27 protein-coding genes are annotated in these 25,490 nt (G+C 67.4%); 17 read left to right on the top strand and 10 right to left on the bottom strand.

Annotated elements, in window-relative coordinates:
* Positions 1-25: 25 nt before the first annotated feature.
* A complete protein-coding gene (locus NRB20_RS33610; RefSeq protein ID WP_153415449.1) occupies positions 26-1,054 on the top strand; it encodes a saccharopine dehydrogenase family protein in 1,029 nt (342 codons plus the stop codon).
* Between the two features lie 6 nt (positions 1,055-1,060).
* Here NRB20_RS33610 and NRB20_RS33605 read toward each other — a convergent pair whose 3' ends face one another.
* A complete protein-coding gene (locus NRB20_RS33605) occupies positions 1,061-1,780 on the bottom strand; it encodes a VIT1/CCC1 transporter family protein (protein ID WP_406603912.1) in 720 nt (239 codons plus the stop codon).
* Positions 1,781-1,885: 105 nt separating this feature from the next.
* Here NRB20_RS33605 and NRB20_RS33600 point away from each other — a divergent pair, with 105 nt between their 5' ends.
* From NRB20_RS33600 to yidC, 5 genes are all read left to right on the top strand, one after another.
* On the top strand, positions 1,886-2,659 hold the full coding sequence (locus NRB20_RS33600; RefSeq protein WP_153415447.1) for a DUF4184 family protein: 774 nt from the start codon (positions 1,886-1,888) through the stop codon (positions 2,657-2,659).
* The gene (locus tag NRB20_RS33595) at positions 2,656-3,321 is read left to right on the top strand and encodes a class I SAM-dependent methyltransferase (RefSeq protein ID WP_319945731.1); all 666 of its coding nucleotides are present in this window, start codon (positions 2,656-2,658) and stop codon (positions 3,319-3,321) included. The genes NRB20_RS33600 and NRB20_RS33595 overlap by 4 nt, the downstream gene beginning before the upstream one ends.
* A complete protein-coding gene (locus NRB20_RS33590; protein WP_153415446.1) occupies positions 3,314-3,694 on the top strand; it encodes a HicB family toxin-antitoxin system in 381 nt (126 codons plus the stop codon). Before NRB20_RS33595 ends, NRB20_RS33590 begins: the two co-directional genes overlap by 8 nt.
* A 61-nt stretch (positions 3,695-3,755) precedes the next feature.
* Positions 3,756-4,046 (top strand): DUF6412 domain-containing protein, encoded by a 291-nt coding sequence (locus tag NRB20_RS33585; RefSeq protein ID WP_153415445.1) that lies wholly within the window; start codon positions 3,756-3,758, stop codon positions 4,044-4,046.
* 82 nt (positions 4,047-4,128) lie between these two features.
* Positions 4,129-4,974 (top strand): membrane protein insertase YidC, encoded by an 846-nt coding sequence (gene yidC / locus NRB20_RS33580; protein WP_194290102.1) that lies wholly within the window; start codon positions 4,129-4,131, stop codon positions 4,972-4,974.
* 60 nt (positions 4,975-5,034) lie between these two features.
* Here the strand turns inward: yidC and NRB20_RS33575 are convergent, their stop codons facing one another.
* Both NRB20_RS33575 and NRB20_RS33570 read right to left on the bottom strand, forming a co-directional pair.
* Positions 5,035-5,565: a hypothetical protein gene (locus tag NRB20_RS33575; protein WP_153415443.1), complete on the bottom strand. Its 531-nt coding sequence runs from the start codon at positions 5,563-5,565 to the stop codon at positions 5,035-5,037.
* 223 nt (positions 5,566-5,788) lie between these two features.
* Complete coding sequence (locus tag NRB20_RS33570; protein WP_319945730.1) at positions 5,789-6,382, bottom strand: TetR/AcrR family transcriptional regulator; 594 nt, start codon at positions 6,380-6,382, stop codon at positions 5,789-5,791.
* An 87-nt stretch (positions 6,383-6,469) separates the two neighbouring features.
* Here NRB20_RS33570 and NRB20_RS33565 point away from each other — a divergent pair, with 87 nt between their 5' ends.
* On the top strand, positions 6,470-7,297 hold the full coding sequence (locus NRB20_RS33565) for an SDR family oxidoreductase (protein ID WP_319945729.1): 828 nt from the start codon (positions 6,470-6,472) through the stop codon (positions 7,295-7,297).
* Positions 7,298-7,310: 13 nt separating this feature from the next.
* Complete coding sequence (locus NRB20_RS33560; RefSeq protein ID WP_153415441.1) at positions 7,311-8,387, top strand: NAD(P)H-dependent amine dehydrogenase family protein; 1,077 nt, start codon at positions 7,311-7,313, stop codon at positions 8,385-8,387.
* A gap of 4 nt (positions 8,388-8,391) precedes the next feature.
* Here the strand turns inward: NRB20_RS33560 and NRB20_RS39125 are convergent, their stop codons facing one another.
* Entirely contained in the window at positions 8,392-9,006 is a 615-nt protein-coding gene (locus tag NRB20_RS39125; protein ID WP_153415440.1) for a TetR/AcrR family transcriptional regulator, read from the bottom strand.
* Positions 9,007-9,115: 109 nt separating this feature from the next.
* Between NRB20_RS39125 and NRB20_RS33550 the strand changes: the two genes are divergently transcribed.
* Both NRB20_RS33550 and NRB20_RS33545 read left to right on the top strand, forming a co-directional pair.
* Entirely contained in the window at positions 9,116-9,880 is a 765-nt protein-coding gene (locus NRB20_RS33550; RefSeq protein ID WP_153415439.1) for an SDR family NAD(P)-dependent oxidoreductase, read from the top strand.
* An 85-nt stretch (positions 9,881-9,965) separates the two neighbouring features.
* The gene (locus NRB20_RS33545) at positions 9,966-10,451 is read left to right on the top strand and encodes a nuclear transport factor 2 family protein (protein ID WP_319945728.1); all 486 of its coding nucleotides are present in this window, start codon (positions 9,966-9,968) and stop codon (positions 10,449-10,451) included.
* A 134-nt stretch (positions 10,452-10,585) separates the two neighbouring features.
* Here NRB20_RS33545 and NRB20_RS33540 read toward each other — a convergent pair whose 3' ends face one another.
* Positions 10,586-11,680, bottom strand: a complete 1,095-nt coding sequence (locus NRB20_RS33540) for an AraC family transcriptional regulator (protein WP_227834124.1) — start codon at positions 11,678-11,680, stop codon at positions 10,586-10,588.
* Here NRB20_RS33540 and NRB20_RS33535 point away from each other — a divergent pair.
* Positions 11,672-13,132: a flavin-containing monooxygenase gene (locus tag NRB20_RS33535; RefSeq protein ID WP_153415437.1), complete on the top strand. Its 1,461-nt coding sequence runs from the start codon at positions 11,672-11,674 to the stop codon at positions 13,130-13,132. The two genes, NRB20_RS33540 and NRB20_RS33535, sit on opposite strands and share 9 nt — an antisense overlap.
* A gap of 58 nt (positions 13,133-13,190) precedes the next feature.
* On the opposite strand, the gene NRB20_RS38655 is transcribed toward NRB20_RS33535, so the two are convergent.
* Entirely contained in the window at positions 13,191-13,694 is a 504-nt protein-coding gene (locus NRB20_RS38655; protein ID WP_319945727.1) for an SDR family oxidoreductase, read from the bottom strand.
* Here NRB20_RS38655 and NRB20_RS39445 point away from each other — a divergent pair.
* On the top strand, positions 13,610-14,032 hold the full coding sequence (locus NRB20_RS39445) for a hypothetical protein (protein WP_194290104.1): 423 nt from the start codon (positions 13,610-13,612) through the stop codon (positions 14,030-14,032). The two genes, NRB20_RS38655 and NRB20_RS39445, sit on opposite strands and share 85 nt — an antisense overlap.
* 29 nt (positions 14,033-14,061) lie before the next feature.
* Here the strand turns inward: NRB20_RS39445 and NRB20_RS33520 are convergent, their stop codons facing one another.
* Positions 14,062-14,628, bottom strand: coding sequence for a Uma2 family endonuclease (locus NRB20_RS33520; protein ID WP_153415435.1), 567 nt, complete (start codon positions 14,626-14,628; stop codon positions 14,062-14,064).
* A gap of 235 nt (positions 14,629-14,863) precedes the next feature.
* Here NRB20_RS33520 and NRB20_RS39440 point away from each other — a divergent pair, with 235 nt between their 5' ends.
* On the top strand, positions 14,864-17,611 hold the full coding sequence (locus tag NRB20_RS39440; protein ID WP_319945726.1) for a helix-turn-helix transcriptional regulator: 2,748 nt from the start codon (positions 14,864-14,866) through the stop codon (positions 17,609-17,611).
* Here NRB20_RS39440 and NRB20_RS33510 read toward each other — a convergent pair.
* Positions 17,608-18,198, bottom strand: coding sequence for a pyridoxamine 5'-phosphate oxidase family protein (locus NRB20_RS33510; RefSeq protein WP_153415434.1), 591 nt, complete (start codon positions 18,196-18,198; stop codon positions 17,608-17,610). The two genes, NRB20_RS39440 and NRB20_RS33510, sit on opposite strands and share 4 nt — an antisense overlap.
* A 126-nt stretch (positions 18,199-18,324) precedes the next feature.
* Positions 18,325-18,735 carry a VOC family protein gene (locus tag NRB20_RS33505; protein WP_153415433.1) on the bottom strand — a complete coding sequence of 137 codons (411 nt, stop codon included), beginning with the start codon at positions 18,733-18,735 and terminating at the stop codon, positions 18,325-18,327.
* A 242-nt stretch (positions 18,736-18,977) separates the two neighbouring features.
* Here NRB20_RS33505 and NRB20_RS33500 point away from each other — a divergent pair, with 242 nt between their 5' ends.
* Both NRB20_RS33500 and NRB20_RS33495 read left to right on the top strand, forming a co-directional pair.
* Positions 18,978-19,967, top strand: a complete 990-nt coding sequence (locus NRB20_RS33500; protein ID WP_319945725.1) for a Fic family protein — start codon at positions 18,978-18,980, stop codon at positions 19,965-19,967.
* A gap of 139 nt (positions 19,968-20,106) precedes the next feature.
* Positions 20,107-20,850: a VIT1/CCC1 transporter family protein gene (locus NRB20_RS33495; protein ID WP_406603911.1), complete on the top strand. Its 744-nt coding sequence runs from the start codon at positions 20,107-20,109 to the stop codon at positions 20,848-20,850.
* 36 nt (positions 20,851-20,886) lie between these two features.
* Here NRB20_RS33495 and NRB20_RS33490 read toward each other — a convergent pair whose 3' ends face one another.
* On the bottom strand, positions 20,887-21,882 hold the full coding sequence (locus tag NRB20_RS33490; protein ID WP_319945724.1) for an acyl-ACP desaturase: 996 nt from the start codon (positions 21,880-21,882) through the stop codon (positions 20,887-20,889).
* 314 nt (positions 21,883-22,196) lie between these two features.
* Here NRB20_RS33490 and NRB20_RS33485 point away from each other — a divergent pair, with 314 nt between their 5' ends.
* Both NRB20_RS33485 and fadD32 read left to right on the top strand, forming a co-directional pair.
* Positions 22,197-23,441 (top strand): KasA/KasB family beta-ketoacyl-ACP synthase, encoded by a 1,245-nt coding sequence (locus tag NRB20_RS33485; RefSeq protein ID WP_153415430.1) that lies wholly within the window; start codon positions 22,197-22,199, stop codon positions 23,439-23,441.
* Positions 23,442-23,544: 103 nt separating this feature from the next.
* Complete coding sequence (fadD32, locus tag NRB20_RS33480; protein WP_153415429.1) at positions 23,545-25,419, top strand: long-chain-fatty-acid--AMP ligase FadD32; 1,875 nt, start codon at positions 23,545-23,547, stop codon at positions 25,417-25,419.
* Positions 25,420-25,490 lie beyond the last annotated feature (71 nt).

Below are 25,490 nucleotides of genomic sequence, written 5' to 3'. Positions count from 1 at the left end.
CGGAATCACTACTCGGGAGTGTGCGATGAGGATTGCCGTGTACGGGGCCAGCGGATTCACAGGTGCGCTGGTGGCGGCGGAGGCTCGGCGGCGGGGTATCGAACCGGTGCTGGTGGGCCGGGACGTCGTGCGGCTGCGCAAGACGTCCGAGGATATCGGTGTGCCGGATGCCGCACTGCGTATCGCCAGTTTGGACGAAATACAGGAAATGGCAACGATTTTCACCGAATGTGATGCGGTGGTGAACTGCGCCGGACCGTTCACCCGCTGGGGCGAGCCGGTGCTACGTGCCGCGATCACGGCCGGACGACACTACGTCGACACCTCCGGCGAACAGCATCACATCCATCGAACGTTCGACGAATTCTCCTCGGCGGCAGAGCAATCGGGGACAACCGCCGTTCCGGGCGCGACGGACGACGGTGTCCCGGGAGATCTGATCGCGCAGCTGGCCGCCGCACGGGTGTCATCCATCCGGGAGGTGCTGATCGCGGATCTTCGTCTGCCGGGCGGTGTTTCGCGCGGAACCGCCCGATCGATGCTCGCGGTGTCCGGCAGCGGCGGGCTCGAATTCCGCGACGGCGCTTGGCATCCGGACGCTGGCGGCACCATCGAACCGGTCATCCCGCCGGGACAGGATCAGCCCGCGGCGCTGCGTGTATTCGCCCTGCCCGGCGTGGTGACAGTTCCCCGGCACGTCACGGCCGGACGGGTGCGCGGGGCGATCCGGGCGGAAGTCGCGACATTGTTCGAGGGCCTGACCGAGGAGATGGCCGAGACGATTCCGGAGGTCGTTCCGATGCAGGCGCGGCAGGACGGGCAGTGGCTCATGTTCGCCCGGGTGACCGGTGTGAACGGCGAGAGCGTCTCCGGCTGGGTCACCGGGCCCGATGCCTACGGACTCACCGCGGTCATCGCCGTGGAGACCGCGCGTCGGCTGGTCGAGGTGGGTGCGCCCGCCGGGGTGCTGGCTCCCGCGCAGGCGGTCGATCCGGCGGATTTCCTGCGATATCTGGCCTCCGCGGGCGCGCGGTGGCAGGTGGGCGAGGACTGAGTCGGGTCAGAGGCCGGATACGTCGGCCAGTTGCCCGATGCCGTAGGTCACGGCCATGGCCAGCGCGCCGCCGACGACGACGCGCAGCACCGCGCGACGCGGATTGCTGCCGCCGAGGCGGGCGCTGACCGAACCGGTCAGACCCAGCGCGATCAGGACGGCCACGAAGGTGACCGGGATGCGCCACGACACCGGCGGCAGCAGGATCGCCAGGATGGGCAGGATCGCGCCGAGGGTGAAGGACACCGCCGAGGACAGGGCCGCCTGCCACGGGTTGGTCAGTTCGGTGGGGTCCAGGCCGAGTTCGGCCTCGGCGTGCGCGGTGAAGGCGTCGTGGGCGGTGAGTTCCTCGGCGACCAGGCGGGCGGTGTCGGGGGACAGGCCCTTGCCCTCGTAGATCTGGGCGAGTTCGTTCAGTTCGTAGTCGGGTTCCTCGGCCAGTTCCCGGCGTTCCTTGGACAGCAGCGCGCGTTCGGAATCGCGCTGGGTGCTCACCGAGATGTATTCGCCGACGGCCATCGAGATCGCGCCCGCGGTGAGTCCGGCGATACCCGCGGTCAGGATCGCCCCGGACGCGGTGGTCGTCGCGGCGACGCCCACGACCAGGCCCGCGGTCGAGACGATGCCGTCGTTGGCGCCGAGCACCCCGGCTCGTAGCCAGTTCAACCGCGAAGCCAGCCCGTTGCCGTGCGGTTCGTGCGGGTGCGCCGCGTCCGTGGTGTTCACGATCGAGCAGCCTACGGTCGTGCGGGGGGTCGGCGGGGGAGCCGGTGGCGGTGCGGAGCGGATTCGTGGCTGGGAGGTGCGCCGGTGGGTGGATAGACTCCGCCGATGCCGCTCACCTTTCCCTCGCATTCGCTGGCTGTGCTGCCGTTGAAGCTGCGGTGGCCGCGGCGGTGGGACGGGGTCGCGCTGGTGGTGGGGTCGGCGGTGCCGGACGCGTCGTATCCGGTGGCGGGGTTCTTCTCGATGCCCGAGACGCATGCGCTGCCCGCGCTGCTGTGGTGGTGCCTGCCGGTGGGGATCGTGGGGACGGCGCTGATCCGGTGGGGTGCGCCTGCGATCGCGGCGCATCTGCCGCGGCTCGGAGGGTTCGATCTGCCCGCCTACGGGGTGCTCGGCGCGGTGCGGTATCGGTGGTACGTCACGGTGTATTCGCTTCTGGGAGGGGCGATTACACATATTTTCTGGGACGGGTTCACCCATGATCCGGCGGGCGGGCACGGCTGGGCGGTCGCGCGATTTCCCGTGCTGCTGCATCCGGGACTGTTCGGCAGGCCGTGGTGGTATCTGCTGCAACAGACCTCGACCGTGGGCGGCGCGGTGCTGGCGATCGGGGTGTTCTACTACATCGGCCGCCGGGGACTGATCCGGCGCTGGCACGGTGAGCCTGCCGCGGTGGCCCGGATGCCGCGGCGTTTCTGGCTCACCGCGAGCCTGGTCGCCGTCGTCGGCCTGCTACTGATTGCCTTGATGCCCTTGGCATTTCAACCGTTCGTACTGGGCGTCCGGCTGCTGTACGTCGCGGCGATCGCGCTGCTCGCGGGCGCGGCCGTGACACGTTCGGGCCGCTCCTCGCACGCGGGCGTAGCATCCGTGAGGTGAACCCGCTTGTCGCACGCGTGATGTCCACCGTCGCCGGTCAGCTCGGGCATCCGAGGGGGCTGCTGGGTAGAGGGGTGGGGCGGGTGCTCGATCGCGCCAACCGCTCCCTGATCGAGGCGAGCGTCCTCGGCGCGGAGGTCGCCCGCGGTGCGGCGGCGGCCGATATCGGATTCGGTGGCGGCGTGGGACTTTCGCTGCTGTTGGATCGAGTCGGTGAGAACGGCACCGTCCACGGCGTGGAACTCTCCCGAGACATGTTGGCGCGAGCCAAATCCCGATTCACCCGCGAGATCGGCACCGGCCGCTTGCGAGTGCTCGAGGGTTCCCTCACCGAACTCCCCCTGGCCGATGCGAGCCTGGACGCGGCGATCACCGTCAACACGGTCTATTTCGTCGCCGAACTCGACCGTGCGTGCGCGGAACTCGCACGGGTGCTGCGCCCACAGGGCCGCGTCGTGATCGGCATCGGCGACCCGGACGCCATGACCGAACTCCCCTTCACCGCACACGGTTTCCGCCTGCGCCCGGTCGCGGAACTGACCACGGCCCTGGAAACCGCCGGTCTGACCGTCGAACACCGCCTCCTCGACCGCAAACCCATGCCGGGCCACCTGCTCATCGGCACGCGCGCGGGGCAATCGAAGAGGACAGCCGATGAATAAGACCTATGAGGTGCGGGTGACGCGGGATGGGCGCTGGTGGATGGTGCGCATTCCGGAACTCGACGAGCTGACCCAGGCTCGTCGTATTGGCGAGGTGCCACGGATGGCGCGCGAAGCCGTTGCGCTGCACCTTGGTGTGCCGGTGGATCGAGTTGCTGTCGAGGTGACGATCGAGGTCGCCGATCTGCCGGTGTCCGAACTCATCCGTGCGGTGCTCGAACATCGGAGTCGGGCCGAGGAATTGGCGAAACAGGCACTGGCCGAATCGAAGTCGTTGGCGCGGGAGCTTGCCAGTCGGGATGTTCCGATGCGTGATATCGGTGAGATGTTGCATCTTTCGCATCAGCGGGTGCATCAGCTCGTCGAGAAGTGAGTGTCCAAAGCGCGGGTGCGGTGGTGCGCTGTGGGTTCGCGCGGGCGGTAGGGTGTTGCGCATGGTGATGCGGTCGGCGGCACTGGTGGTGTGCTCGTACGTCGTGTCCGTGTGGGCCGCGTTGCTGGCGCCGGTGGGGGAGTCGAATTCGTTGCTGGCGGTGGGGGCCGCGGTGATGGTGGCGTTGGCCGTGGTGGCGGCGCATGCCAACCGGGTGCGGTTGCTGCCGGTTGTGGTGCGGACCGGTCCGCCGGTGTCGGCGCAGCGGCGGCGGCGCGGATCGTTCCTGCGGCAGAGCAATCCGGATGCGGCGGGCCGGGTGCGGGCCAGGGCGCCGGGGTACGGCGGCTGATCGTGCCGCGGCGCGGTCGGCCGACTCGCTGACCCTGTTCACCCCACCCGTTCGCGGGTACCTCGCAGTCAGGTGTTTGCCCATGCTCGATTTCGTGTACTACCCCCTGTCCGGCGTGTTGTGGTTGTGGCACAGCGGATTCGCCGCCCTGCTCGGTCCGGCCAGCGGCCTGGCCTGGGCGCTGGCGATCATGTTCCTGGTGCTGACCCTGCGCGCCGCGCTGTACAAACCGTTCGTGGCGCAGGTGAAGTTCCAGCGCACCATGTCGGTGCTGCGGCCCAAGATGAAGGAGTTGCAGGAGCGGCACGCCGAGGACAAGGAACGCCTCGCCACCGAGATGCGCGCCCTGCAACAGGAACACCAGTTCAACCTGTTCAGCGGCTGTCTGCCGGTGATCGTGCAACTGGTGATCTTCGTCGGTCTGCTGCACGTGCTCAGCTCGTTCGGCCGCACCGGATCCGGTTCGATCGTGCGCCTGATCTGGCATCCGGTGCATGTCGCGACCGTGCAGACGGTGACCTCGAACTACCTGTTCTCCGTCGCCCAGGTGCAGTCGTTCCTGCACGCGAAACTGTTCACCGCGCCGCTCACCGCGACCCTGCTGACTTCCGGATCGGCGTGGGGTTCGGTTGCGGCGGTGGCGATTCCGCTGGTCGTCCTCGGCGCGGTGGCCACGCATTTCACCGCGCGCGCCTCGGTGATCCGGCAGACCGAGACGAACACCCAGACCCGGCTGATCAACTTCATGACCATGTGGCTGTTCCCGCTGGGCACGCTGGTGGCCGGGCTGGTCATGCCCGTCGGTGTGCTGGTGTACTTCGCCACCAGCAACACCTGGACATTCGTGCAGCAGTACTTCGTGCACAAGCGATTCGATCCGATGGATACCGAACCGACGGCGCGCGCGGCCGAGGTGTCCGACGGCTAGGTCGAGCCCGGCTGTGCGAGATCTGTTGCTGCGCAGTCGATTACCGCATCGGGTCGCGGCTCACCCGTGGGTTCCGGTCGGCTGCGGGGTGGTGGTGAGCGCCTCAGCGCGCCTGGTCGCCCGGACGGGCGGCACCACCGCCGCGTCCGGGCCGGCGGGGTGCGCGATCACCACCATCGAGACCGTGAGGATCTGCTCGACGTCCACGTTCCGCGCGGCCAGCCGGGCGATGATGCCGAGGCGACGCTCGGCGCTGTGCGGCCAGATCGGGATCTCCCGCGAGCCGCTCTGCGCGATGAAACGCTGGTAGCGCGCGTCCCAGCGCGTCGGCAGCCCGTCGCGCACGGCCCGGTAGACCTCGAGGTCGAGGTCGCGATGCCGGACCGGATCGATCATCAGGTCCGCGATGTGCTCCTCGGCCTTGGTGAGCATGGGTGAGCGCTGCATCGGCTGGAGATACCGCGCCTGTGCGACCAGTCGCCGACGGTAGTCCTCGATGGGACCGCGCAGCAGCTCCCGGTGCCGCTGTGCCTCGGTGACCAGCTCGCGGTCGGCACTGCTATCGGACGTCGACGAGCGGTGCTCGGACATGGACACGCCTTTCGGTAAAGGTTGCGAATACTTTGGTGGTGCAACCTGATCGGCGTCCGATGTGGCTATTGTGCCGCAGGGGTACGACAAGTTCGGCCGGGCTGCCGGCCGCTGCGCTCGTTCGTGGTGCTCACGCCCGTCGTGGTTGCTCCGGGAGCTGCTGCGGAGTGAGTGTATCGAACAAACGTTCGAACATCCAGAGATGTCGCGAGTGTCGCCGTGGCTACTCGGGATCGCCTGCCGCGGTGCGGTTCCGCATGCCGATGATGCCGTGGAGCAACAGATCCTCCAGCGACTCGGCGAAGCCGTCGAGATCATCGATATCGCGGATGCACATGGCGAACAGGGCGGCGCCGGCGATGGTGTCCAGGAGGGTGTTCGGGTCCAGGCCGGGGCGCGGGGCGGTGGGGAGGTATTCGGCGAGTTCGTCGCGGGTGGGAGTGTCCAGACGGGCCGAAAGTTTCTGGTAGAGACCGGAATCCGCGCGCATCTCGGTCATCAGGCCGGGCATGGCCGCGCGGGCCTCGGCTGAGCCGAACAGCTGGATCGTGCCCCGGATGACCTTGCGGATCTCGGCGAGCAGATCGGGGGCGACCTGTTCGGAGCCGACGTCCGGGAACACCGCCTTGGCGATCAGATGCGCCTTGGACGGCCAGCGCCGGTAGATCGCCGGGCGGCTGACCCCGGCACGGGTCGCGATCGCGTCGATGGAGGTCGCGGCGTATCCGCGTTCGACGAGCAGGCTGCGGGCGGCCTCGAGCACCGCGCGGTCCACCGCGGGATCGCGGTGCGGGCCGAGGCGGTGGCGTGCGGTCACGGAAGACGTCCTTGTCAGCGCGGGTGAGAGTCGTTACAGTCTGTCACATCTAAGTCGTTACAGAGTGTAACTGCTGAAGGAGGAGCCGTGCCCGCCGACGCGCATGTCACCGAGCCCGCCGAGAACTATCGCCCGGTGCCGCTGCTACAGGACAAGGTCATCGTGCTCTCGGGCGTCGGGCCCGGGTTGGGGCGCTCGCTCGCGCTCGAGGCCGCGCGGATGGGTGCGGATCTGGTCCTGGTCAGCCGGACCGAGCGCAAGCTGGAGAAGCTGGCCGCGGAGATTCGCGCGCTGGGGCGTACCGCGGCGGTCGTCCCGGCCGATATCACCGATGAGGCACAGCGCGTCACGATGGTCGAGCGGGCGACCGCGGCGTTCGATCGGATCGACTGCCTGATCAACAATGCCTTCGCGATTCCGCCGATGGATCCCATCACGCAGATCGATCCGGCCGCGCTGCGGGTGGTGAACGAGACGAATGTGTTTGCACCGCTGCGGCTATCGGCATTGTTCGCGGATGCGCTGGCCGCGTCGCGGGGGTCGATCATCATGCTCAACTCGTGTGTGTCCTACAGTTCGCAGCCCGAGTACTCCGGCTACAAACTGTCCAAAGGCGCTCTGGCGCATCTGGCTTCGTCGCTCGCCACCGAGTTGGGTCCGCGCGGGATCCGGGTGAACAGTGTCGCGCCGTCCTACGTGTACGAGGACATCAACAAGGCGTATTTCGATTGGCTCGCATCGCAAGCCGGTGTGACGCACGACGACATCTACCGCGAGAAGGCCGCGCCGACCGATCTGCAACGCCTGGCCGCGCCCGAGGAGGTCGCCCGCGCGGCGCTGTTCCTGGCCAGCGATCTGGCCACGGCCGTCACCGGGCAGATGCTGACCGTCGACTGCGGCGAATTCCACCGCTGAACCGGGAGCGATCATGTTCGATACGAAGCGAATCGTGTTGTGGGGCACCGGGGTTGTCGGATCGATGGTGCTGGCGGAGATCGTGCGGCATCCGCGTTTCGAGCTGGTCGGCGTCGGGGTGAACAATCCGGACAAGGTCGGCGTGGACGCCGGTGACCTGTGCGGGACCGGGAAAACCGGTGTGCTGGCGACGAATTCGATCGAGGAACTGATCGCGGCGCGGCCGGACGCGGTGGTGCACTACGGACCCACCGCGCAGTTCGCCGACGAGAACATCCGGGTGATCGGCGAATTCCTGCGCGCCGGAATAGATGTGTGCTCCACGGCCATGACGCCGTGGGTGTGGCCCGCGATGCGGCAGCTGCCGGATGTGTGGCGCGATCCGATCGCCGAGGCGTGTGCGGCGGGCGGAGCGTCCTGCTTCACCACCGGCATCGATCCCGGATTCGCCAATGATCTGTTCCCGATGACGCTGATGGGCCTGTGTGGTGAGGTCACCTCGGTGCGCGCCTCGGAGCTGCTGGACTACACCGATTACGAGGGTGACTACGAGTTCGAGATGGGCATCGGCCATCCGCCGGAATTCACCGCGCTGCTGGAACATTCGGATCTGCTGATCATGGCCTGGGGTGCGACGGTGCCGATGATCGCGCACGCGGCCGGGATCGAGCTGGATCGCATCACCACCACCTGGGACAAGTGGGTCACCCCGACCGATCGGCGCTCCGCGAAGGGGACGGTCGCCGCGGGCACGGTGGCCGCTATTCGCTTCACCATCAACGGAATTCACGACGGTCGCGAGGTCATCACCCTCGAACACGTCAACCGCATCGGCCTGGACGCCGCCCCCGACTGGCCCGCGGGCACCCGCGACGACGTCTACCGCGTCGACATCCTCGGCTCCCCGTCCATCTCCCAGGAGACCTCGTTCCGCTTCACCGATGGCTCCGGCCGCACCCCCGCCGTCGCGGGCTGCCTGGCCACCGGCATGCGCGCCCTCAACGCGGTCCCCGCCGTCAACGCCCTCCCGCCCGGCTGGGTCACGCCGCTGGACCTGCCCTTGATCCCGGGCGTCGGCGCCATCCGCTGAGTGATCAGCCGAGACCGGCGGTGAGGGTCCGCATGCAGCCGGTGACCAGGTCGGCGGGGGAGCCGGGGCCGGTGGGGGGTGTGTCGCCGGTGGCCCACTGTTCGAGGGCCACCCGGATGGCTCCGGCGGCGGCGACGGCGGTCAAACGCAGTCGGAGAGAGTCGGTTTCGGGGGACAGCGTGGCCAGGACGGCGAGCAGGGACTGTTCGCCGGTGAGGTTGACGCGGTGCCAGACCGCGCGCAGGGCCGGGTCCTGATCCATGGCGCGCAGCAGGCCGCGCATGACGTCCATTTCCGTGCTGTCGTCGGGTGGGGTCAGGGCCTTGGCGGCGGCCGCGGCGAATTCGGCGGGGGTGGGCAGGCGGGCGGGGCCGCTGGAGAGGGAGTCCAGCCAGCGGGATGCGCCGGTGGACAGCAGCGGTTCGACGGCATCCTCTTTGGTACGGCAGTACCGGTAGAACGTGCGCAGGCCGACGCCCGACTCGGCGGCGATCTGCTCGGCGGTGACCGTCGCGGTGCCCTGGGCGGCGAACAATCGTGCGGCCGTGCGGGCGATCTCGAAACGGGTCTGGGCCTTGCGTCGCTCCGACAGGCTCGGGACCGATCGTGCTGTGGACATCCGCGGCGCCTCCTTCCGGTCCGATGATACGTCGAATTGCCATAGTGGCACGATGTGCCATTAGGGCGTACCATGTCAGTCAGCAATCGCATCGGATAAGGAGTCCGCCATGGAACGTTTCGCCGACCGCCGAGTACTCGTCACCGGCGCGGGATCAGGGATCGGCCGGGCCACCGTGCACCGGATCCTGTCCGAGGGCGGCACCGTCGTCGGCGCGGACGTCAATGCGGCCGGGCTCGCCGAAACCGCTGCTCAGGCCGCCGAACACGGCGATCGGTTCAGCACGGTCCACATCGATATCTCCGATGAAGCCTCGGTGCAGGCCGGTGTCGAAACCGCCGTGCGGACCCTGGGCGGCCTGGACGCGCTGATCAACGCCGCCGGAATCCTGCGGTCGGCGCACACCCACGAGGTCTCGCTCGCCGACTGGAACCGGATCATCACCACCAATCTCACCGGCACCTTCCTGATGATCCGCGAGTCGCTCGGCGCGCTGCTCGAGACCGGGCGCGGGGTCATCGTCAACTTCGCTTCGACCTCGACCTACTTCGCGCACCCGTACATGGCCGCCTACGCCGCGTCCAAGGGCGGCATCATGTCGATGACGCACGCGTTGTCCGCGGAGTATGCCAAGCAGGGGCTGCGCGTGGTCGCCGTCGCGCCGGGCTCGATCTCCAGTGATATGACCGACGGGCGCGGGCCGGGCCTGCCCGAGGACGCCGATTACCACCTCTTCACGAAGCTGATGCCCTTGCTGGGCAAGGGATTCGCCTCACCCGACACGGTCGCGGGGGTGGTCGCGATGCTGGCCTCCGACGACGGCGCGTTCATCACCGGCACCGAGATCCGCATCGACGGCGGCACACACGCCTGATCCGGTTCCACTGTCCGGACGGATCCGCGACGAAGAACTGGAACGTATTCTACTCTGGTCGCGGATCGACAATCTGGAGGTTTCCGTGACGGATCTGGCCGCTATCGAGGACATTCGCTCGCTCAAGTACCGCTATCTGCGCGCGTTGGACCTCAAGAACTGGGACGAGTTCGCCGAGACGCTCGCCCCGGATGTCGTCGGCTCCTACGGCTCGCCGTCCGGCGGCGGGCCGCTGGAATTCGACAGTCGCGAGGGCATCGTCGGCTATATGCGTTCCGCGCTGGACAACGACATCATCACCGTGCACGTCTGCAATCATCCGGTGATCGAGGTGGACGGCGAAACCGCCAGCGGCACTTGGTGTCTGGAGGACACCGTGATCGTCCCGCAGTACGGCGTGATGATCCGCGGCGCAGCCTATTATCAGGACCGCTACCGCCGCACCGACGGCCGTTGGCAGATCACCCGCACCGGTTATGAACGTATCTACGAGGCATCGATGCCGTTGCAGGACTTGGGTTTCCGACTCACCGCCAATCGTTGGGCCGATCGTTCGGCGGCTCAGGGCTGAACCGAACGGTCCGAGATCGGCACCGCGTGTAGTCCGGGCCGGTGGCGGTTGTATCGTTGCAGGACACTGGTTTTCGGATGCCCGCGAATTGGTGTGCGCACCTCTGGTCGACCTCGCCGGGTGAACCGCCGCGGTCACGGCCGGGCGCGGGCATGATCCCGGCGCACGGCCGAAGGTGTTGTGTCCCACCAACGTTGGCAGCTGCGGGTGAAGGTGGACTGTTCGGAGAGGCCGAGCAGCGAGGCGATCTGGCTCATCGGCAGGTCGGTGGTGGTGAGGTAGCGGCGGGCCTCGGCGCGGCGGACCTCGTCGAGGATGGTGGCGAAGCCGGTGTGCTCGGCGGCCAGGCGGCGTTGCAGGGTGCGCGGGTGCAGGGTCATCAGGCGCGCGACCGCGGCGATATCGGGGGTGCCGGTGGCCAGCAGTTGTTCGACCGCGGCGCGGACCTGCGGGACGAGTGAGCCGCCCGCGTCGGCGGCCTGTTCGGCGAGGAAGGCGATGGCCAGGCGGTTCAGGTGTTCGTCGCCGCCGGGGACCGCGCGGGTGGCCAGGCTGCCGGGGACGCGCAGCATCGCGACCGGGCGGTCGAATCGTACTGGGGCACCGAAGAATTCCTCGTATATCGCGCGCGGGGCGGGCGGGTGGTACGGCAGTTCGACCGAGCGCAGGCCGTACGGGCCGTCGACCAGTCGCAGCAGGGTGCGGTGCAGGAAGGCCAGGCCGAGGTCGGTGCCCTGCACCAGGGACGGCAGCCCGGCGCGCACGCCGTAGTGCAGCGCCGTGACCGCGCGGTCGCCGTACGGGTCGGGTTCGAGGGTCAGGCTCAGCGACCGGGCGTGCACGAACAGATAGCGCGAGGTGCATTCCAGGGCGTCGGCCAGGGTGGGCGAGTTGCGGATGGCCAGCGCGAGCGGGCCCAGCATGCTCAGATCCTGGCGCGCGCCGATGCGCAGGCCCAGGTCGGGGCGGTGCATGCGGTCGGCGGCGATTTCCAGGGTGAGGGCCATGGCCTCGTCGGAGACCAGCAGATCGTCCGCGTCCAGGGCGGCGATCGGCAGTCCGGCCGCGGCGGCGAACTCCTCGGCGTTGCCGCCCAGTTCGGCTACCGTTGCCCGGAAGCCCCGCAGTCCGGCCGATCTGATCACCGACATGTCGTCCAGGATCAAATAGTTGTCGCGCAGAGTCAAGAAGGAGTGCGTGTGCCCCAGCACACTGGAGAGATGGAACATCTCGATGTCGTCATCGTCGGCGCCGGACTGTCCGGTATCGGCGCCGCCTACCGGTTGCAGACCGAGTTGCCGGACAAGAGTTACGCCGTGCTCGAGGCTCGCGAATCGCTCGGCGGGACCTGGGATCTGTTCCGCTATCCCGGCGTGCGGTCGGACTCGGACATGTTCACCCTCGGCTATCCGTTCAAGCCGTGGCGTGATGCCAAATCCATCGCCGACGGGCCCTCGATTCTGCGTTACGTGCGGGAGACGGCCGAGGAATTCGGTATCGACAAGCGAATTCGCTATGGCGCCAAGGTGATCGGCGCGGAGTGGTCGACCGACGAGTCACGCTGGACGCTCACCGTCGCCCAGGGTGGTGAAACCCGCACGCTCACTTGCGGATTCCTCTACAGCTGCGCGGGATACTACGACTACGATCAAGGGCACACGCCGGAATTCCCTGGGGCCGAGACATTTTCGGGCACGATGGTGTATCCGCAGTTCTGGCCGGAGGATCTGGACTACTCCGGTAAGCGGGTGGTCGTGATCGGCAGTGGCGCGACGGCGGTGACCCTGGTGCCCGCGATGGCCGAACAGGCCGAGCGGGTGACCATGTTGCAGCGTTCGCCCACCTGGATTTCCGCGGTTCCGGGGCGAGACAAGTATGCCGACAAGATCCGCGAACTGCTGCCGCCGCAGCTGGCGCATCGGGTGATCCGGACCAAGAACATCCTGTTCAACGTGGGTTTCTATCAGTACTGCCGACGTCGCCCGGAGGCCGCGCGCAAACTGCTGACCGGTCTGACCACGCGCATCCTCGAGGATGAGGCGCTGGTGGCCGAACATTTCACCCCCGAGTACAACCCGTGGGATCAGCGGTTGTGCGCGGTTCCGGACGCCGACTTCTTCAAGGCGATGCGCAAGGGTAAGGCCGAGGTGGTCACCGATCACATCGAAACCTTTGTGCCCGAGGGGATTCGGCTGAAGTCCGGCCGGGTGCTGGAGGCCGATGTGGTGGTGTCGGCGACCGGCCTGAAACTCCTTGCGTTCGGCGGGATTTCGCTCGTCGTGGACGGTACGCCGATCACCCTGTCCGACGAGTTCGTCTGGCAGGGCGCGATGCTCACCGGCGTCCCGAACTTCGCCGTCTGCATCGGCTACACCAACGCCTCCTGGACCCTGCGCGCCGACCTCACCTCCCGTCTGGTCTGTAAAGTGCTGGCGCACATGGACCGTCGCGCCTACCCCGCCGTCGTCCCCCAACCCCACGCCCACCTCGACGAGCACCCCCTCCTCGACCTGGCCTCCGGCTACATCCAACGCTCCATCGCCGACTTCCCCCGCCAGGGCAGCCGCCACCCGTGGAAGGTCCGCCAGAACTACATCCTCGACTCGGCCACCACCATGCGCACCAACCTGGACCGCACCCTGCGCCCGGTAACCACCCGCGGCGCACTCCAGAAGGTGTGATCCGAGTCGAAACACCCACTCGCGCAACGGATCTGCGCTGACCGACCCGACGGAAGATTCAGGACAGGAGTAGGCCGCCGTCGACGGTGAGGGTCGTGCCGGTGATGAAGCTGTTCTGGATGAGGTGGAGGTGGGCGGCGGCGATCTGGTCCGGCTCGCCGATGGTGCCGGTCAGGGTGTTCCGGGCGAGGGTGGTGAACAAGTCGGAGCGCTGGGGTTCAGGGATGCCATTCCACATCGGGGTGCGGATCGTGCCCGACCGGATCGCGTTGACGCGAATCGGTGCGAGTTCCACGGCCAGTCCGCGCACCAGGCCCTCGACCGCGCTCGCGCTGGCGGCGGCGAGCGCCCGGCCCGGTGCCGGACGGATGCCGATCGTCCCGGTGGTCAGGGTGATCGAGCCGCTGCGCCGGATGCGGGGCGCCGCGTACTTCACCGCGGTGATCGAGCCCCAGAGCCGGACGTCGAAGAGTGCGCGTGCGGTGGCGAGCGGGGTGTCCTGCGGACCGGTTGGCCCCCGCGCTGGCGGCGGCGGTGCAGGCAGCGGACGAGGCGCTCGCACCTTTCGAGGCGGTACTGGCAGGGCTCGTAACCGTCGGAGACATACTGGCCGAACGTGTTTCGTCGACGGCCGCGCAACGCCGGGCGATCGTGCGGGCCAGCCCCGAACTGCAGGAACGCGAGCGGACCAAATTCGCCGCCGTCGCCGACACACTCGCCGACGCACTCGAACAACGTGGCGCGCCGACCGCCGAAGCCGATCTCCTGGCCCAGGTCGGGATCGCCATCTTCGTCGAGGCATTCGCGCGCTGGGCGCAGGACACACAGTCCACTCGCCTGGCCGACCTCGTGCGCGAGGTGGCGGCCGAACTCGCCGCCCATCTCGGGACCGCCCGGTGAAAAGCGCAGCTGGTCCGGGTCGAGGCTCGCTACGTTCGGGTCAGATCGATTTCCACGGGGAATGGTGCGGATGCTGTGATCACTCCGGTGAACATCTCTCTTGATCGGTAGGTTCTCGTGGCCGGGTCCAGGATGTAGGTGTAGATGAGTGGTATGCCGGTTGCCGCTTGCTCGACTCTCCAGTAGAAACCGATGCCTGCTCGGGCGTACTGCTCGACTTTCACGATCCGGTCGGTGGTCTCGGATCCTGGTGATACGACTTCGACAACCAGTAGTACGTGTTCGGGTCGCGTGGGGGTGATATCGATCGTGTCCGCTCGATATACGACGACATCCGGCCTGCGATTGTGCAGCGGTACGTCCTGGAGCCTGACATCGAAGTCCGTATCGGCGTTCCAGTCCGGTCCGGCGGCGCTGTCCAGCGCGTTCGCCAGGATCCGTGCCAGCCGGTTGTGCCGTTTGGACGCGCTGGGACTCACGACGACCATCCCGTCCACGATCTCGATTCCCGCACTCTGCTCCTCGGACCAGGATTCGTACTGTTCGGCAGTGATCTGCTCGTGCATCCATGCGGGGGTGATCGACTGCACAGCCATGGCGCTCCTCCCGGCCCTTTGTCGGCGGGCCCGATCCCGCTCAATGAAGTGTACTTTCCCCGCGTCACCACGGCGGTGTTCGGCAGTGGGGTCTCCTGGGGCGCGGCCCATCCGGGGACCGCCCGGTGAAAAGCGCAGCGAAATCGCAGCTAGTCTGGGTGGTCGGGTAGCTGGCGGATGTTGCGGTGTCGGGCGTTCGGAGCGGATGAAGTGAGTGAAACGGAGCGGAACGGCTGTGGACTCGCGCGCAATCGTCGGGCGCGACGGTGAGCAACGTCGGCTGCGGGAATTGATTGCCGCGGCTACCGGGCAGTCGTTGCTGTTGCGGGGGGACAGTGGGGTCGGCAAGAGCGCGCTGCTGGATTATGCGGCCGAATCTGCGGTCGAGGCGGGGTGTGCGGTGATTCGGGCGACGGGTGTGGAAGCCGAATCCGAGTTGCCGTACGCGGGGCTGCATCAGTTGGTGTGTCCGTTGCTGCGTGCGGACGACGTGCTCGATCCCGATACTCGCGCCGTGCTGGATATCGTCTTCGGGCAACATCCTGGCGAGCCGCCCTCGATCATGACGCTGGGTATCGCCGTGTTGAATCTGCTCGTCCAGGCGGGTGCCGACCGGCCACTGCTGCTGATCCTGGACGACGGGCACTGGTTCGACGAGGCGAGTGTGCAGGTGTGCGGGTTCGTCGCTCGCCGGTTGCCCGGCACGCGGACGAAACTGCTGATCGCCGTGCGCACCGGTGAGATGTCCGAATTCGACCACGCGGGACTGCCCGAGGCCGCGGTGAGCGCGTTGTCCGCGACGGCGTCGGCGCGGCTGCTGGACGAGCGTTTTCCGGGCCTGGAACTGTGGAAACATCGCCGCGTGCTCGACTATGCGCAGGGCAATCCGCTTGCGCTGCTGGAACTTTCGAGCATGCTCGCGGAACGTTCGTTCGACGCGGGCGATACCTTGACCGAACCGCTGGTGCCGATGTCGCACCGGTTGCAGCGGTTGTTCGGCGCGCGGATCGCCACCCTGGCCGAGCCGGTCCGCAGACAACTGCTCGAGGGCGCGCTGGACGGCGTCGGGGCCCGGCACGGCACCCGGATCGGCACCCGGTTCCGGCTGCCGGAGGTCGAACCGGCCGTGGCCGTGGGGCTACTCGAACACGATTCCCGCAGCGGCACAATCATTTTCCGGCATCCGCTGGTCCGCTCGGCGATCGTGCAGATGGCCGCACCCGATCAACGTCGCGCGGCGCACGCCGAACTGGCCCGGATCCATCACGACGACATCGAACGTCGCGCCCGGCATCTGGCCGCGGCCACCATCGACCCGGACGAACGCGTTGCGGCGGTACTGGACGCCGCGGCCGCCTCGGCCACCCGGCGCGGCGGCTCGCGGGCCGCGGTCACCTGGCTGACCCGCGCGGCCGACCTGAGCGAGAGCCCGCGGGATCGGTCCCGGCGGCTCGCCGAGGCCGCCTACCTGGCCACCCAGGCCGCGCAGGTCGGGCAGGCGCAGGAGATCCTGCGGTTCGATCAGCGGCCCGGCGCGGACCATTCGCCGGGTGCGGTGATCGCCGCGGGCTACCGGATGCTCAATACCGACGGGGATATCCGGTCCGCGTATCGGCTGGTGTTCACGGCCATCGAGATGCGCACCGGGGAGGCGGCCGAATCGGCGGAAACCATGCGCTGGTTGATCATTCTGCTGATGTCGGTGTGCTCGTTCGCCGGTGACGCCGAGTCGTGGAAGCGGGCGCGACGGCTGCTGGACACCCTGGGTGAGCTGGTGCTGCCGCGGACGGCGCTGCTGTGCGATACCTGGAGCGATGTGGTCCGGTACGGCACGGGCCGGGCCGAACAGGTCGAACAGGCCATCTCGCGGCATGCGCAGCTCGTGGCGTGGGAGGTCACCGAACTGGCCGTCAGCGCCCACCACCTGGACATCCTCACCGCGCACCGGCCGCTGCTGCTGGGCCTGGTGGATCGGGAGATCGAGACCGGCGCGGCGGCCAGCGGCATCGTGATGTTGCAGATGATCCTGTCCGATCAGATCACGACCGGGGAGTGGGACGACGCCGAACGGACCGCGCAGCGCGTGCTCGATCACGCCGCGGAGGTCGGGTACGAGCTGCACATCTATCAGGCCCAGGGGAATCAGGCGTATCTGGCGGCGTTGCGCGGGCAGGGGGAGCGGGCGCGGGAACTGCGGGCCCGGGTCGATGCGTGGGGTCGGCCGCGCGGGGTCGGGCGGATCACCCAGATCGCCGATGCGGTGGCGGTGATGACCGCGCTCGGCGAGGGCGATTTCGAGGCGGCCTACGCGCACGCCGTCGCGATCACGCCGCCGGGGGAATTCGCGCCCTACAACCAGTACGCCTCGCGCATCCTGCTGGATCTGGTCGAGGCGGCGGTGCACACCGGACGGGTCGAGCAGGCGCGGGCGCATGCGCGGGCCGCGTGGGATGCCGGGCTGCCCGACATCTCGCCGCGGCTGGCGATCCTGACCTACGGTGCTTCGTCGATGAGCGCCGCTGCCGACGATACCGCCGCCGAGATGCTCGCCCTGGTGGAAAACCATTGTGCCGCAGAGCAATTCCCCTTCGAGGTGGCGCGCATTCGGCTGGCGTACGGCACCCGGCTGCGGCATCGACGCGGGCGTACCGCGGCGCGGACACATCTGGCCGCGGCGGCGGAGACCTTCGAGCGGCTCGGCGCGCCGACCTGGGCGCAACGTGCGCAGGACGAACTCCGGGCGACCGGCGTCGACGTCCGGGCCGCGGCGGGGCGTGGGTCGGCGACCGAGACGACCGTGCTGACCTCGCAGGAACGCCGGATCGCGGAGCTGGCCGCGGGCGGGCTGACCAATCGGGAGATCGGGCAGCAGCTGTATCTGTCCCCGCGCACGGTAAGCACGCACCTGTACCGCATCTTCCCGAAGCTCGGCATCAAATCCCGTGCGGCACTGCGGGATGCGTTGACCGAGGAGCCGGGCTAACCGCGGTCGGGGCGGGGGATTCCGGACGGGAGCGGATGATCCGGCTCGAGGGCCGGGAGTCCGTCGATGCTGTGGGAGTTGTCACCGGCGATGCGGTGGGCGAACTTCTCGTCCGGCTGCCGGGCGTGGTGGGTGTCCAGGACCGGGCGTTCGCCGACGAGTTCGTAGTAGGGGACCGAATATCCGCACGCGTCGGCGATGCGCTCGACATCGATCACCACGACCGCGCGCATGCCGGGGTGATCGACGCCGAAATGTGTTCGCAGATCGAGGAATTCGGGATCGTCGGGGCGCACGATCCGGCCGGTGCCGAACAGTCGCAGAATCCGCGAGTTCCGGGTGAACGAGCAGAACATCACCGTGATCCGCCCGTTCTCCCGCACATGGGCGATGGTCTCCGAACCGCTGCCGAACAGATCCAGATAGGCGACGGTGTGATCATCCAGGATCGCGAACGTGTCCTGATATCCCTTGGGGGACAGGTTGACCCGCCCGCCCTCGGACGGCGCGCTGGCCACGAAGAACATCGCCTGCGCTCGGATGAACTCGCGCAGCCGCTCATCGAGCCGATCGAACTCCTTGGCCATCGGCACACCTTCCCCTCGCACCTGCCCGACCTGCGGTCAGTGTAACCAGGGGCAATGCTTCCGGTCGCGGTGATTTTCGCCGGCAGCCGAGCGGCTCGCGCGGAGCCTCACGAATCTTCTTGCGGCTCAGTGTGATTGCTGGATGCGCACGGTATTCCCCGCCGGATCGCGCAGCGCGAAGTCACGAACCCCGTACGGATGAGTGGTCGGCTCCTGCAACACCTCGGCATCCCCCGCCTGCACCCGCTCGAACGTCGCATCGAGATCCGAGGTACTCAACACGATGCGCCCATAGGTCCCCTTCCCCATCATCTCGGCAATGGTCGCCCGCTCCTCCTCGGTCAGATCCGGCTCTGCCGCAGGCGGATACAACACGATCGCCGCGCCCCCCTCCCCACCCGGCCCGACCGTGATCCACCGCATCCCCCCATTCCCCACATCCTGCCGAACCTCGAACCCCAACACATCCCGATAGAACGCCAACGACACCTCCGGATCCTCGTGCGGAAGAAATGCCCAAGCAATGCTGATATCCATACCTCGACGCTAGGTATCCGGGCTGCACGACGCTTCTCGATTCCTGACCGGTGACGGCTTTGGCTGAATCGTCGAAACCCTCTACCGTTGGGCCGGTGTTGTTCCCGACTCCCGAGCTGACGAGTGCTGATCGACGTGTCCTGGACGAGGTCGACCGTATGAGATGTGACTTGCGAGCTCAGTTGCAGGAGGTCCCCACGAGGTGGATCAGTCGTCTGCGGAGCTTTCTGACGGCCGACGCGGTGACCGGCTCCAATGCGATCGAGGGATTCCGGGTTTCGACCGTGGATGGGGAGGAATTGATCGCCGGTGAGCGTGATGTCGATGTCTCGGCACGGAACAGGGATGAGACGCTCGCCTACGCCCACGCCCTGGCGTACATCCAATCTCTGTGCGATGTAACAGATTTCGAATACAGCAAGAGCCTGCTCAATGGATTGCACTGGATGTTGCAGGGACATCGGCATACCTCACGCAAGCCTGCCGGGCAGTGGCGCAGCGGCATGGTGTACGTGACCGATGCCGGTAATCCGCGTTCGGTGGCCTACACCGCGCCCGAGGCGTCTGCGGTCCCGGATCTGATGGCCGAATTGATCGGCTGGCTCAATACGGATGACGGTTCGCCTCCGCTGATCCGTGCCGCCATGGCGCATCTGGATCTGGTCTCGATCCACCCGTGGGCGGACGGCAACGGGCGGATGTCCCGATCCCTACAGACATTGATTATTGCGCGAGAAGGTGTTCTCGCACCCGAGTTCTCCTCGATCGAGGCGTGGCTGGGGTTGTCGCGTAAAACCTGGGAGTATTACCAGGTACTTGCTCGTCGTGGCCGCGAGTTTCGACCGGATCAGGATGTGTCGGAATGGGTGCGGTTCAACCTGTCCGCTTATCATGAGCAGGCGCAGGCGGTGCGCGCTCGGTTCCATCGTTCGGGGCAGGTCTGGGCGGCGTTGACCGAATTCGCGAGCCGGGAAAATATTGATGAACGATTGATCTCGGCGCTGCACGATGTCGCGATGTCCGATCGGGTTCGCCGCAGTCGCTACGAGCAGAGTGAGGGCTTGAGTCTGCAACAGGCGCAACGTGATCTACGCGACCTCGTCCAGCGGCAGATCCTCGAACCGGTGCGGCGTACTCGCGCCGGGTTCTATATCGCTGGACCGAATTTCCCGGAGGCCATTCTCGAACAGGCCCGTACCCCCGTGACCGTGACCGATCCCTACGAGAACTGATCGCCCACAGCCGATCCGGGCCGGCTCGCCGGGAGCCCCGAAGTTAGGTTTGTAAACCCTTGGTGTGCAATGGTTTACCTCAATTCGGCAAGGCTTGCATTGCTGGAAAGGGGTGGGGGAAATGGTTACCGTGGGGAATGTGTTACGCGATGAGGTAGTGCTGGATCAGCGGGTTGTGGATGTTTCGGTGGGGCATCCGGAGCCGCACGGGGCGGGGTTGGCGGCGCGGTTGAATTGGTTGCGGGCGGGGGTGTTGGGGGCCAATGACGGGATTGTTTCGGTGGCGGGGATCGTGGTGGGGGTGGCGGCGGCAACGGCTACGCGGTCGACGATTCTGACCGCGGGGATCGCTGGGTTGGCGGCGGGGGCGGTGTCGATGGCGTTGGGGGAGTACGTGTCGGTGAGTACGCAGCGGGACAGTGAGCGGGCGGTGCTGGAGGTGGAGCGGCGGGAACTGCTCGAACAGCCCGAGGCGGAGCTGGCCGAACTGGCGGCGATCTACGAGGGGAAGGGGCTCTCGCCCGCGACTGCGTGGAAGGTGGCCGAGGAGCTCACCGAGAACGACGCCTTCGCCGCGCACGCCGAGGCGGAACTGGGGATCGATCCCGACGAGCTGACCGATCCGCGGCACGCGGCGTTCTCCTCGGCGCTGTCGTTCACCCTCGGCGCGCTGCTGCCGCTGCTGGCGATCCTGAGCCCGGCCGCGATCCGCGTCCCGGTGACGGTGATCGCGGTCCTGGTCGCACTCGCACTCACCGGAGCGCTGGGCGCGCGGCTGGGTCAGGCCCCCGTGCTGCGCGCGACCGTACGCGTCCTGCTCGGCGGCGCACTGGCGATGGCGAGCACCTACGCCATCGGCCACCTGATCGGTCTCGTCGTCTGACCCCTCACGAAATGCACTGTGGCGCTTGGCAAATGATCAGACCTCGGCCGGTACCTGCCCGCGCCGCCGCGCGTCCCGCGCGAGGGCACGATCCCGCTGCTCCTCGAACCGCAGACAATCGGTCTGCAACTTCGCCAGGAACTCCCCGAGCTCGTTCCGGAGCTGCTCACCGCGAGGCCCGAAATCGTTGCGCTCGAACACATTCCACTTGCGCAACACCGGCATCACCACCTCCTCGAGATGCTGGCGCAGATCGTAGATCCCGTGCTTGGCCATCAGCACGCCGTTGCGCCGCCAGTCCGGCATCCCCGCGCCGGGCATCTGGAAGTTGCAGACGATCTCGGTGATCGCCTCGAGCGTCTGATCCGGCGAAAGGTCAAGTGCCGCACCGCACATGTTGCGGTAGAAGATCATGTGCAGGTTCTCGTCCGCGGCGATGCGTTGCAGCATGCGGTCGGCGATCGGCTCGTCGCACGCCTTACCCGTATTGCGGTGCGAGACACGGGTTGCCAGCTCTTGGAAGGTCACATACGCGACCGAGTGCAGGAAGCCGCGATCGCTGACCTGCTCGATGGTGCCGCCGCCCTCCCGGATCATCTTCACCGGGTTGTACCCCTGGGTCATGTGCGCCATCCGAGCCCGTTCCAGCGCAACGGGATCCACCGCGCGCGTGACCACCAGATAGTCGCGAATCACGATGCCGTGCCGGTTCTCCTCGGCGGTCCAGCGCCCCACCCAGGTGCCCCACGCGCCGTCGGAGGAGAAGTTCTCCGAGATCTCGCGATGGTAGGAGGGCAGGTTGTCCTCGGTGAGCAGGTTGGTGATCATCGCGGCCTTGGCCACCTCGCCCAGCCTCGACTGCGACGGGTCCCAGTCCTGCCCGTCCATGGCCGCGAAGTTGCGCCCGGCGTCCCACGGCACGTAATCGTGCGGGTGCCAGGTCTTGGCCATGGACAGATGCCGGTCGACGTTGCGTTCGGCGACGGGTTCCAACTCCATGAGCAGTTCGAGCTGTGTGAGGTTCCTGGCCACGATGAAGCCCTTCCTCCAGGTCGGATCGGCGAGTGGGACGGTGCGCGAAGAAACCGGTACAGTGCAATAGCGATTGGGTAGCTGCGTGTCACGGGGTGATCCCGATCGGTTCCGCCTCCGATAATGTAGTCCGATCGTGCCGGGTGTTCGAGGGCAGGAGGGTGCGTCGCCGCAAAGCGGGACGAACTCCTGTTGAAGTACCGTTCGATCCCCGGCGACCTGCCGAACCGGCTGTCGTTCCTGCCGTTGTCGGTGCTCCAGCGTTTCTCACCGGGTGTATTCGCCGAAGGATTGCCGTCGAAAGTGAGCCGAGCATGACGAGTGTGAGCAGTAAGGGATTTCCCAGTGTGGTCGTCACCAGCTTGGCGGCGACCACGTCGATCGCCGGTGACGTGGACGGTACCTGGAAGGGGCTGCTCGACGGCGAGAGCGGGATCGACGTGCTGCGGGACGAGTTCATCGAGCAGTTCGAACTTCCGGTGCGCATCGGCGGCCACCTCAAGGCCAAGCCGCAGGAATCACTCGGCTCCGACGAGGCCCGGCGGCTGTCCTACGTCGAGCAGATGGCGCTTGTGCTGGGCCGCGAGGTGTGGCGCAACGCGGGCAGTCCCGAGGTGGATCCGCAGCGGCTCGGGGTCTCGATGGGCACCGGAATCGGCGGCGCGGAAATCTACATCGACGTGACGAACCGGATGCAGCGGGGCGGCTACCGCAAGGTCTCGCCGCTGGCCGTGCAGCAGATCATGCCGAACGGCGCGGGCGCGGTCGTCGGACTCGAGGTGGGTGCGAAAGCCGGTGTGTCCACAGTGGTTTCGGCCTGTTCGTCCGGTTCGGAGGCGATCGCGAACGCCTGGAAGACGATCGTGATGGGCGATGCGGACATGGTCGTCACCGGCGGGGTGGAAGGCTCCATCCAGGCCGTGCCGATCGCCGCGTTCACCATGATGCGCGCCATGAGCACCCGCAACGACGAACCCAAACGCGCCTCGCGCCCGTTCGACAAGGACCGCGACGGCTTCGTCTTCGGTGAGGCCGGGGCGATGATGGTGCTCGAGAACGAGGAGCACGCCCGCGCCCGCGGCGCTCGGATCCACGCCCGGCTGATGGGCGTCGGGGTCACCTCCGACGGCTTCCACCTGGTCGCCCCGGACCTCGAGGGCAAGGGTGCGGCGCGCGCCATCACCCGCGCGCTGGAAACGGCCGGATTGTCGAAAACCGATGTGACACATGTGAATGCGCATGCCACCGCCACCCCGATCGGGGACACCGCCGAGGCGCTGGCGATCAACGCCTCGATCGGCAACCACGCCTCGGTCTACGCGCCCAAATCCGCGCTGGGACATTCGATCGGCGCGGTCGGCGCGCTCGAGGCCGTGCTCACGGTGCTCAGCATCCGTGACGGCGTCGTGCCGCCGACGCTCAATCTGGACAACAAGGATCCGGAGATCGACCTGGACGTCGTGACCGGACAGGCCCGCACCGCTCCGATCGACTACGCGGTGAAGAATTCGTTCGGTTTCGGCGGGCACAACGTCTCGCTGGCATTCGGGCGGTACTGAGCCCGAGCCGTGGAAGCTCCTGCTACTGTTCGGGCTTCGCGGTGTCGATCTGTGTTCGATTGTCATCGCACGTCCGCTGGGCGTGCGTGAAAAAGGATAGGGAATGATCGGCGAGACCTTTGATGACTATCTCGATGAGCAGGGCAATATCTCGATCCGCAGCGATGCGACCATGATCGATTTCGTCGACAAGCACAGTGCGGGGAGTGCCGACGAGCTCGCTTATCGCTATATCGACTATTCGCGCGAGCGCGACGGCGAGTACCACGAGCTGACCTGGGGCCAGTTCGGCGTGCGGTTGCGCGCGGTGGCGGCGCGGCTGCAACAGGTGACCCAGCCGGGTGATCGTGTCGCGATTCTCGCGCCCCAGGGACTGGACTACGTGGTGGCCATGTTCGCCGCGGTCTACGCGGGCAATATCGGTGTGCCACTGTTCGATCCGGAAGAATTGGGACATACCGGCCGGGTGCATTCGGTATTGCGCGACTGTCGTCCCGCGGCGATTCTGACCGCGAGTTCGGCGGCGGCGCGGGTGCGGGAGATATTCCGGGAACTGCCCGCCGCGCAACGCCCCCGCATCATCGCGGTCGACGCGATTCCGGACATTGTGGGCCAGAGCTGGATTCGCCCGGACGTCAAGATCGACGACGTGGCCTATCTGCAATACACCTCGGGTTCCACGCGCGCGCCCGCCGGCGTCGAGATCACCCACCGCGCGGTGGGCACCAACCTGTTGCAGATGATCGACGCGCTCGGCATCGACGAGACCGCGCGCGGGGTCACCTGGCTGCCGATGTTCCACGACATGGGATTGCTGTGCGTGATCCTGCCGGTGGTGGGCGGCGGATTCATCACCATCATGTCGCCGAGCGCGTTCGTGCGGCGGCCGTACCGGTGGATCAAGGAACTGGCCGCGGCCTCGGACGGCGCGTCCACCTACGCCGCCGCACCGAATTTCGCGTACGAGCACGCGGCGGTGCGTGGATTGCCCAAGGCCGGTGAGGATCTGGACCTGTCCAATGTGATCGGCCTGATCAACGGCAGTGAGCCGGTGTCGGTGGCCTCGATGACGAAGTTCAACGACGCGTTCACCCCGTACGGGCTGTCCAAGACCGCGATGAAACCGTGTTACGGCATGGCGGAGGCGACGTTGTTCGTCTCGGCGACCAAGCGCGAGGACGAGGCCATGGTGGTCTACGTCGATCGGGCCGAACTCAACGCCGGGCGGATGGTCGAGGTGGATCCGACCTCGGACAGCGCGGTGGCGCAGGTGTCGTGTGGTTTCGTCGCGCTGTCGCAGTGGGCGACGATCGTGGATCCCGAGACCGGGGCCGAGCGGCCCGACGGTGAGGTCGGCGAGATCTGGTTGCACGGGGCCAACATGGGCATCGGCTACTGGGGTCGCGAGCAGGAGAGCGAGGCGACCTTCCGCAACCGGCTCACCGCGCGTCAGCCTCACAGTCACGCGGAAGGTACTGCGCCGCAAGCGGATTGGATGCGCACCGGGGATTTCGGGGCGTACCACAACGGCGAGCTGTACATCACCGGGCGGGTCAAGGATCTGGTGATCGTGGACGGGCGCAACCACTATCCGCAGGATCTCGAGCAGACCGCGCAGGAGGCATCGAACGCGCTACGTCCCGGATTCGTGGCGGCGTTCTCGGTGCGGGCGGACGAACTGCCCGCGGCGCTGCGCGAGGACGGGGCGTCGGCGGGGTCCGAACAGCTGGTCGTGGTCGCCGAACGCGGTACGGGCGCGGCGAAACTACCGCCCGAGCCGATCGCCGAGGTGGTGCGGGCGCAGATCGCCGCGAAACACGGTGTGGCGGTGTGGGATCTGCTGTTGGTCCCGGCCGGATCCATACCGCGCACCTCGAGCGGGAAGATCGCGCGGCGGGCGTGCAAGGCGGCGTACCTCGAGGGGACGTTGCGCGGCGGGCGCCGGCAGCAGGAGTTCCCGGACGCCGAGGCCGAGTAGGGCTCGCCTACGCCGGTATGTCCCGGGTACGCCGCAGTCTCAGGCGTGCCACGGATGGCGTTCCGGAGCGG

Source organism: Nocardia macrotermitis (assembly GCF_009604405.1).
Taxonomy (GTDB): domain Bacteria; phylum Actinomycetota; class Actinomycetes; order Mycobacteriales; family Mycobacteriaceae; genus Nocardia; species Nocardia macrotermitis.
This window is presented reverse-complemented; position numbering and strand designations above follow the sequence as displayed.

Excerpts from the sequence above, each read along its gene's own strand:
- NRB20_RS33610 (WP_153415449.1), top strand. The coding sequence starts at position 26 with ATGAGGATTGCCGTGTACGGGGCCAGCGGATTCACAGGTGCGCTGGTG.
- NRB20_RS33600 (WP_153415447.1), top strand. The coding sequence starts at position 1,886 with ATGCCGCTCACCTTTCCCTCGCATTCGCTGGCTGTGCTGCCGTTGAAG.
- NRB20_RS33590 (WP_153415446.1), top strand. The coding sequence starts at position 3,314 with ATGAATAAGACCTATGAGGTGCGGGTGACGCGGGATGGGCGCTGGTGG.
- NRB20_RS33585 (WP_153415445.1), top strand. The coding sequence starts at position 3,756 with ATGGTGATGCGGTCGGCGGCACTGGTGGTGTGCTCGTACGTCGTGTCC.
- yidC (WP_194290102.1), top strand. The coding sequence starts at position 4,129 with ATGCTCGATTTCGTGTACTACCCCCTGTCCGGCGTGTTGTGGTTGTGG.
- NRB20_RS33575 (WP_153415443.1), bottom strand. The coding sequence starts at position 5,565 with ATGTCCGAGCACCGCTCGTCGACGTCCGATAGCAGTGCCGACCGCGAG.
- NRB20_RS33560 (WP_153415441.1), top strand. The coding sequence starts at position 7,311 with ATGTTCGATACGAAGCGAATCGTGTTGTGGGGCACCGGGGTTGTCGGA.
- NRB20_RS39125 (WP_153415440.1), bottom strand. The coding sequence starts at position 9,006 with ATGTCCACAGCACGATCGGTCCCGAGCCTGTCGGAGCGACGCAAGGCC.
- NRB20_RS33550 (WP_153415439.1), top strand. The coding sequence starts at position 9,116 with ATGGAACGTTTCGCCGACCGCCGAGTACTCGTCACCGGCGCGGGATCA.
- NRB20_RS33535 (WP_153415437.1), top strand. The coding sequence starts at position 11,672 with ATGGAACATCTCGATGTCGTCATCGTCGGCGCCGGACTGTCCGGTATC.
- NRB20_RS33540 (WP_227834124.1), bottom strand. The coding sequence starts at position 11,680 with ATGTTCCATCTCTCCAGTGTGCTGGGGCACACGCACTCCTTCTTGACT.
- NRB20_RS33520 (WP_153415435.1), bottom strand. The coding sequence starts at position 14,628 with ATGGCTGTGCAGTCGATCACCCCCGCATGGATGCACGAGCAGATCACT.
- NRB20_RS33510 (WP_153415434.1), bottom strand. The coding sequence starts at position 18,198 with ATGGCCAAGGAGTTCGATCGGCTCGATGAGCGGCTGCGCGAGTTCATC.
- NRB20_RS33505 (WP_153415433.1), bottom strand. The coding sequence starts at position 18,735 with ATGGATATCAGCATTGCTTGGGCATTTCTTCCGCACGAGGATCCGGAG.
- NRB20_RS33485 (WP_153415430.1), top strand. The coding sequence starts at position 22,197 with ATGACGAGTGTGAGCAGTAAGGGATTTCCCAGTGTGGTCGTCACCAGC.
- fadD32 (WP_153415429.1), top strand. The coding sequence starts at position 23,545 with ATGATCGGCGAGACCTTTGATGACTATCTCGATGAGCAGGGCAATATC.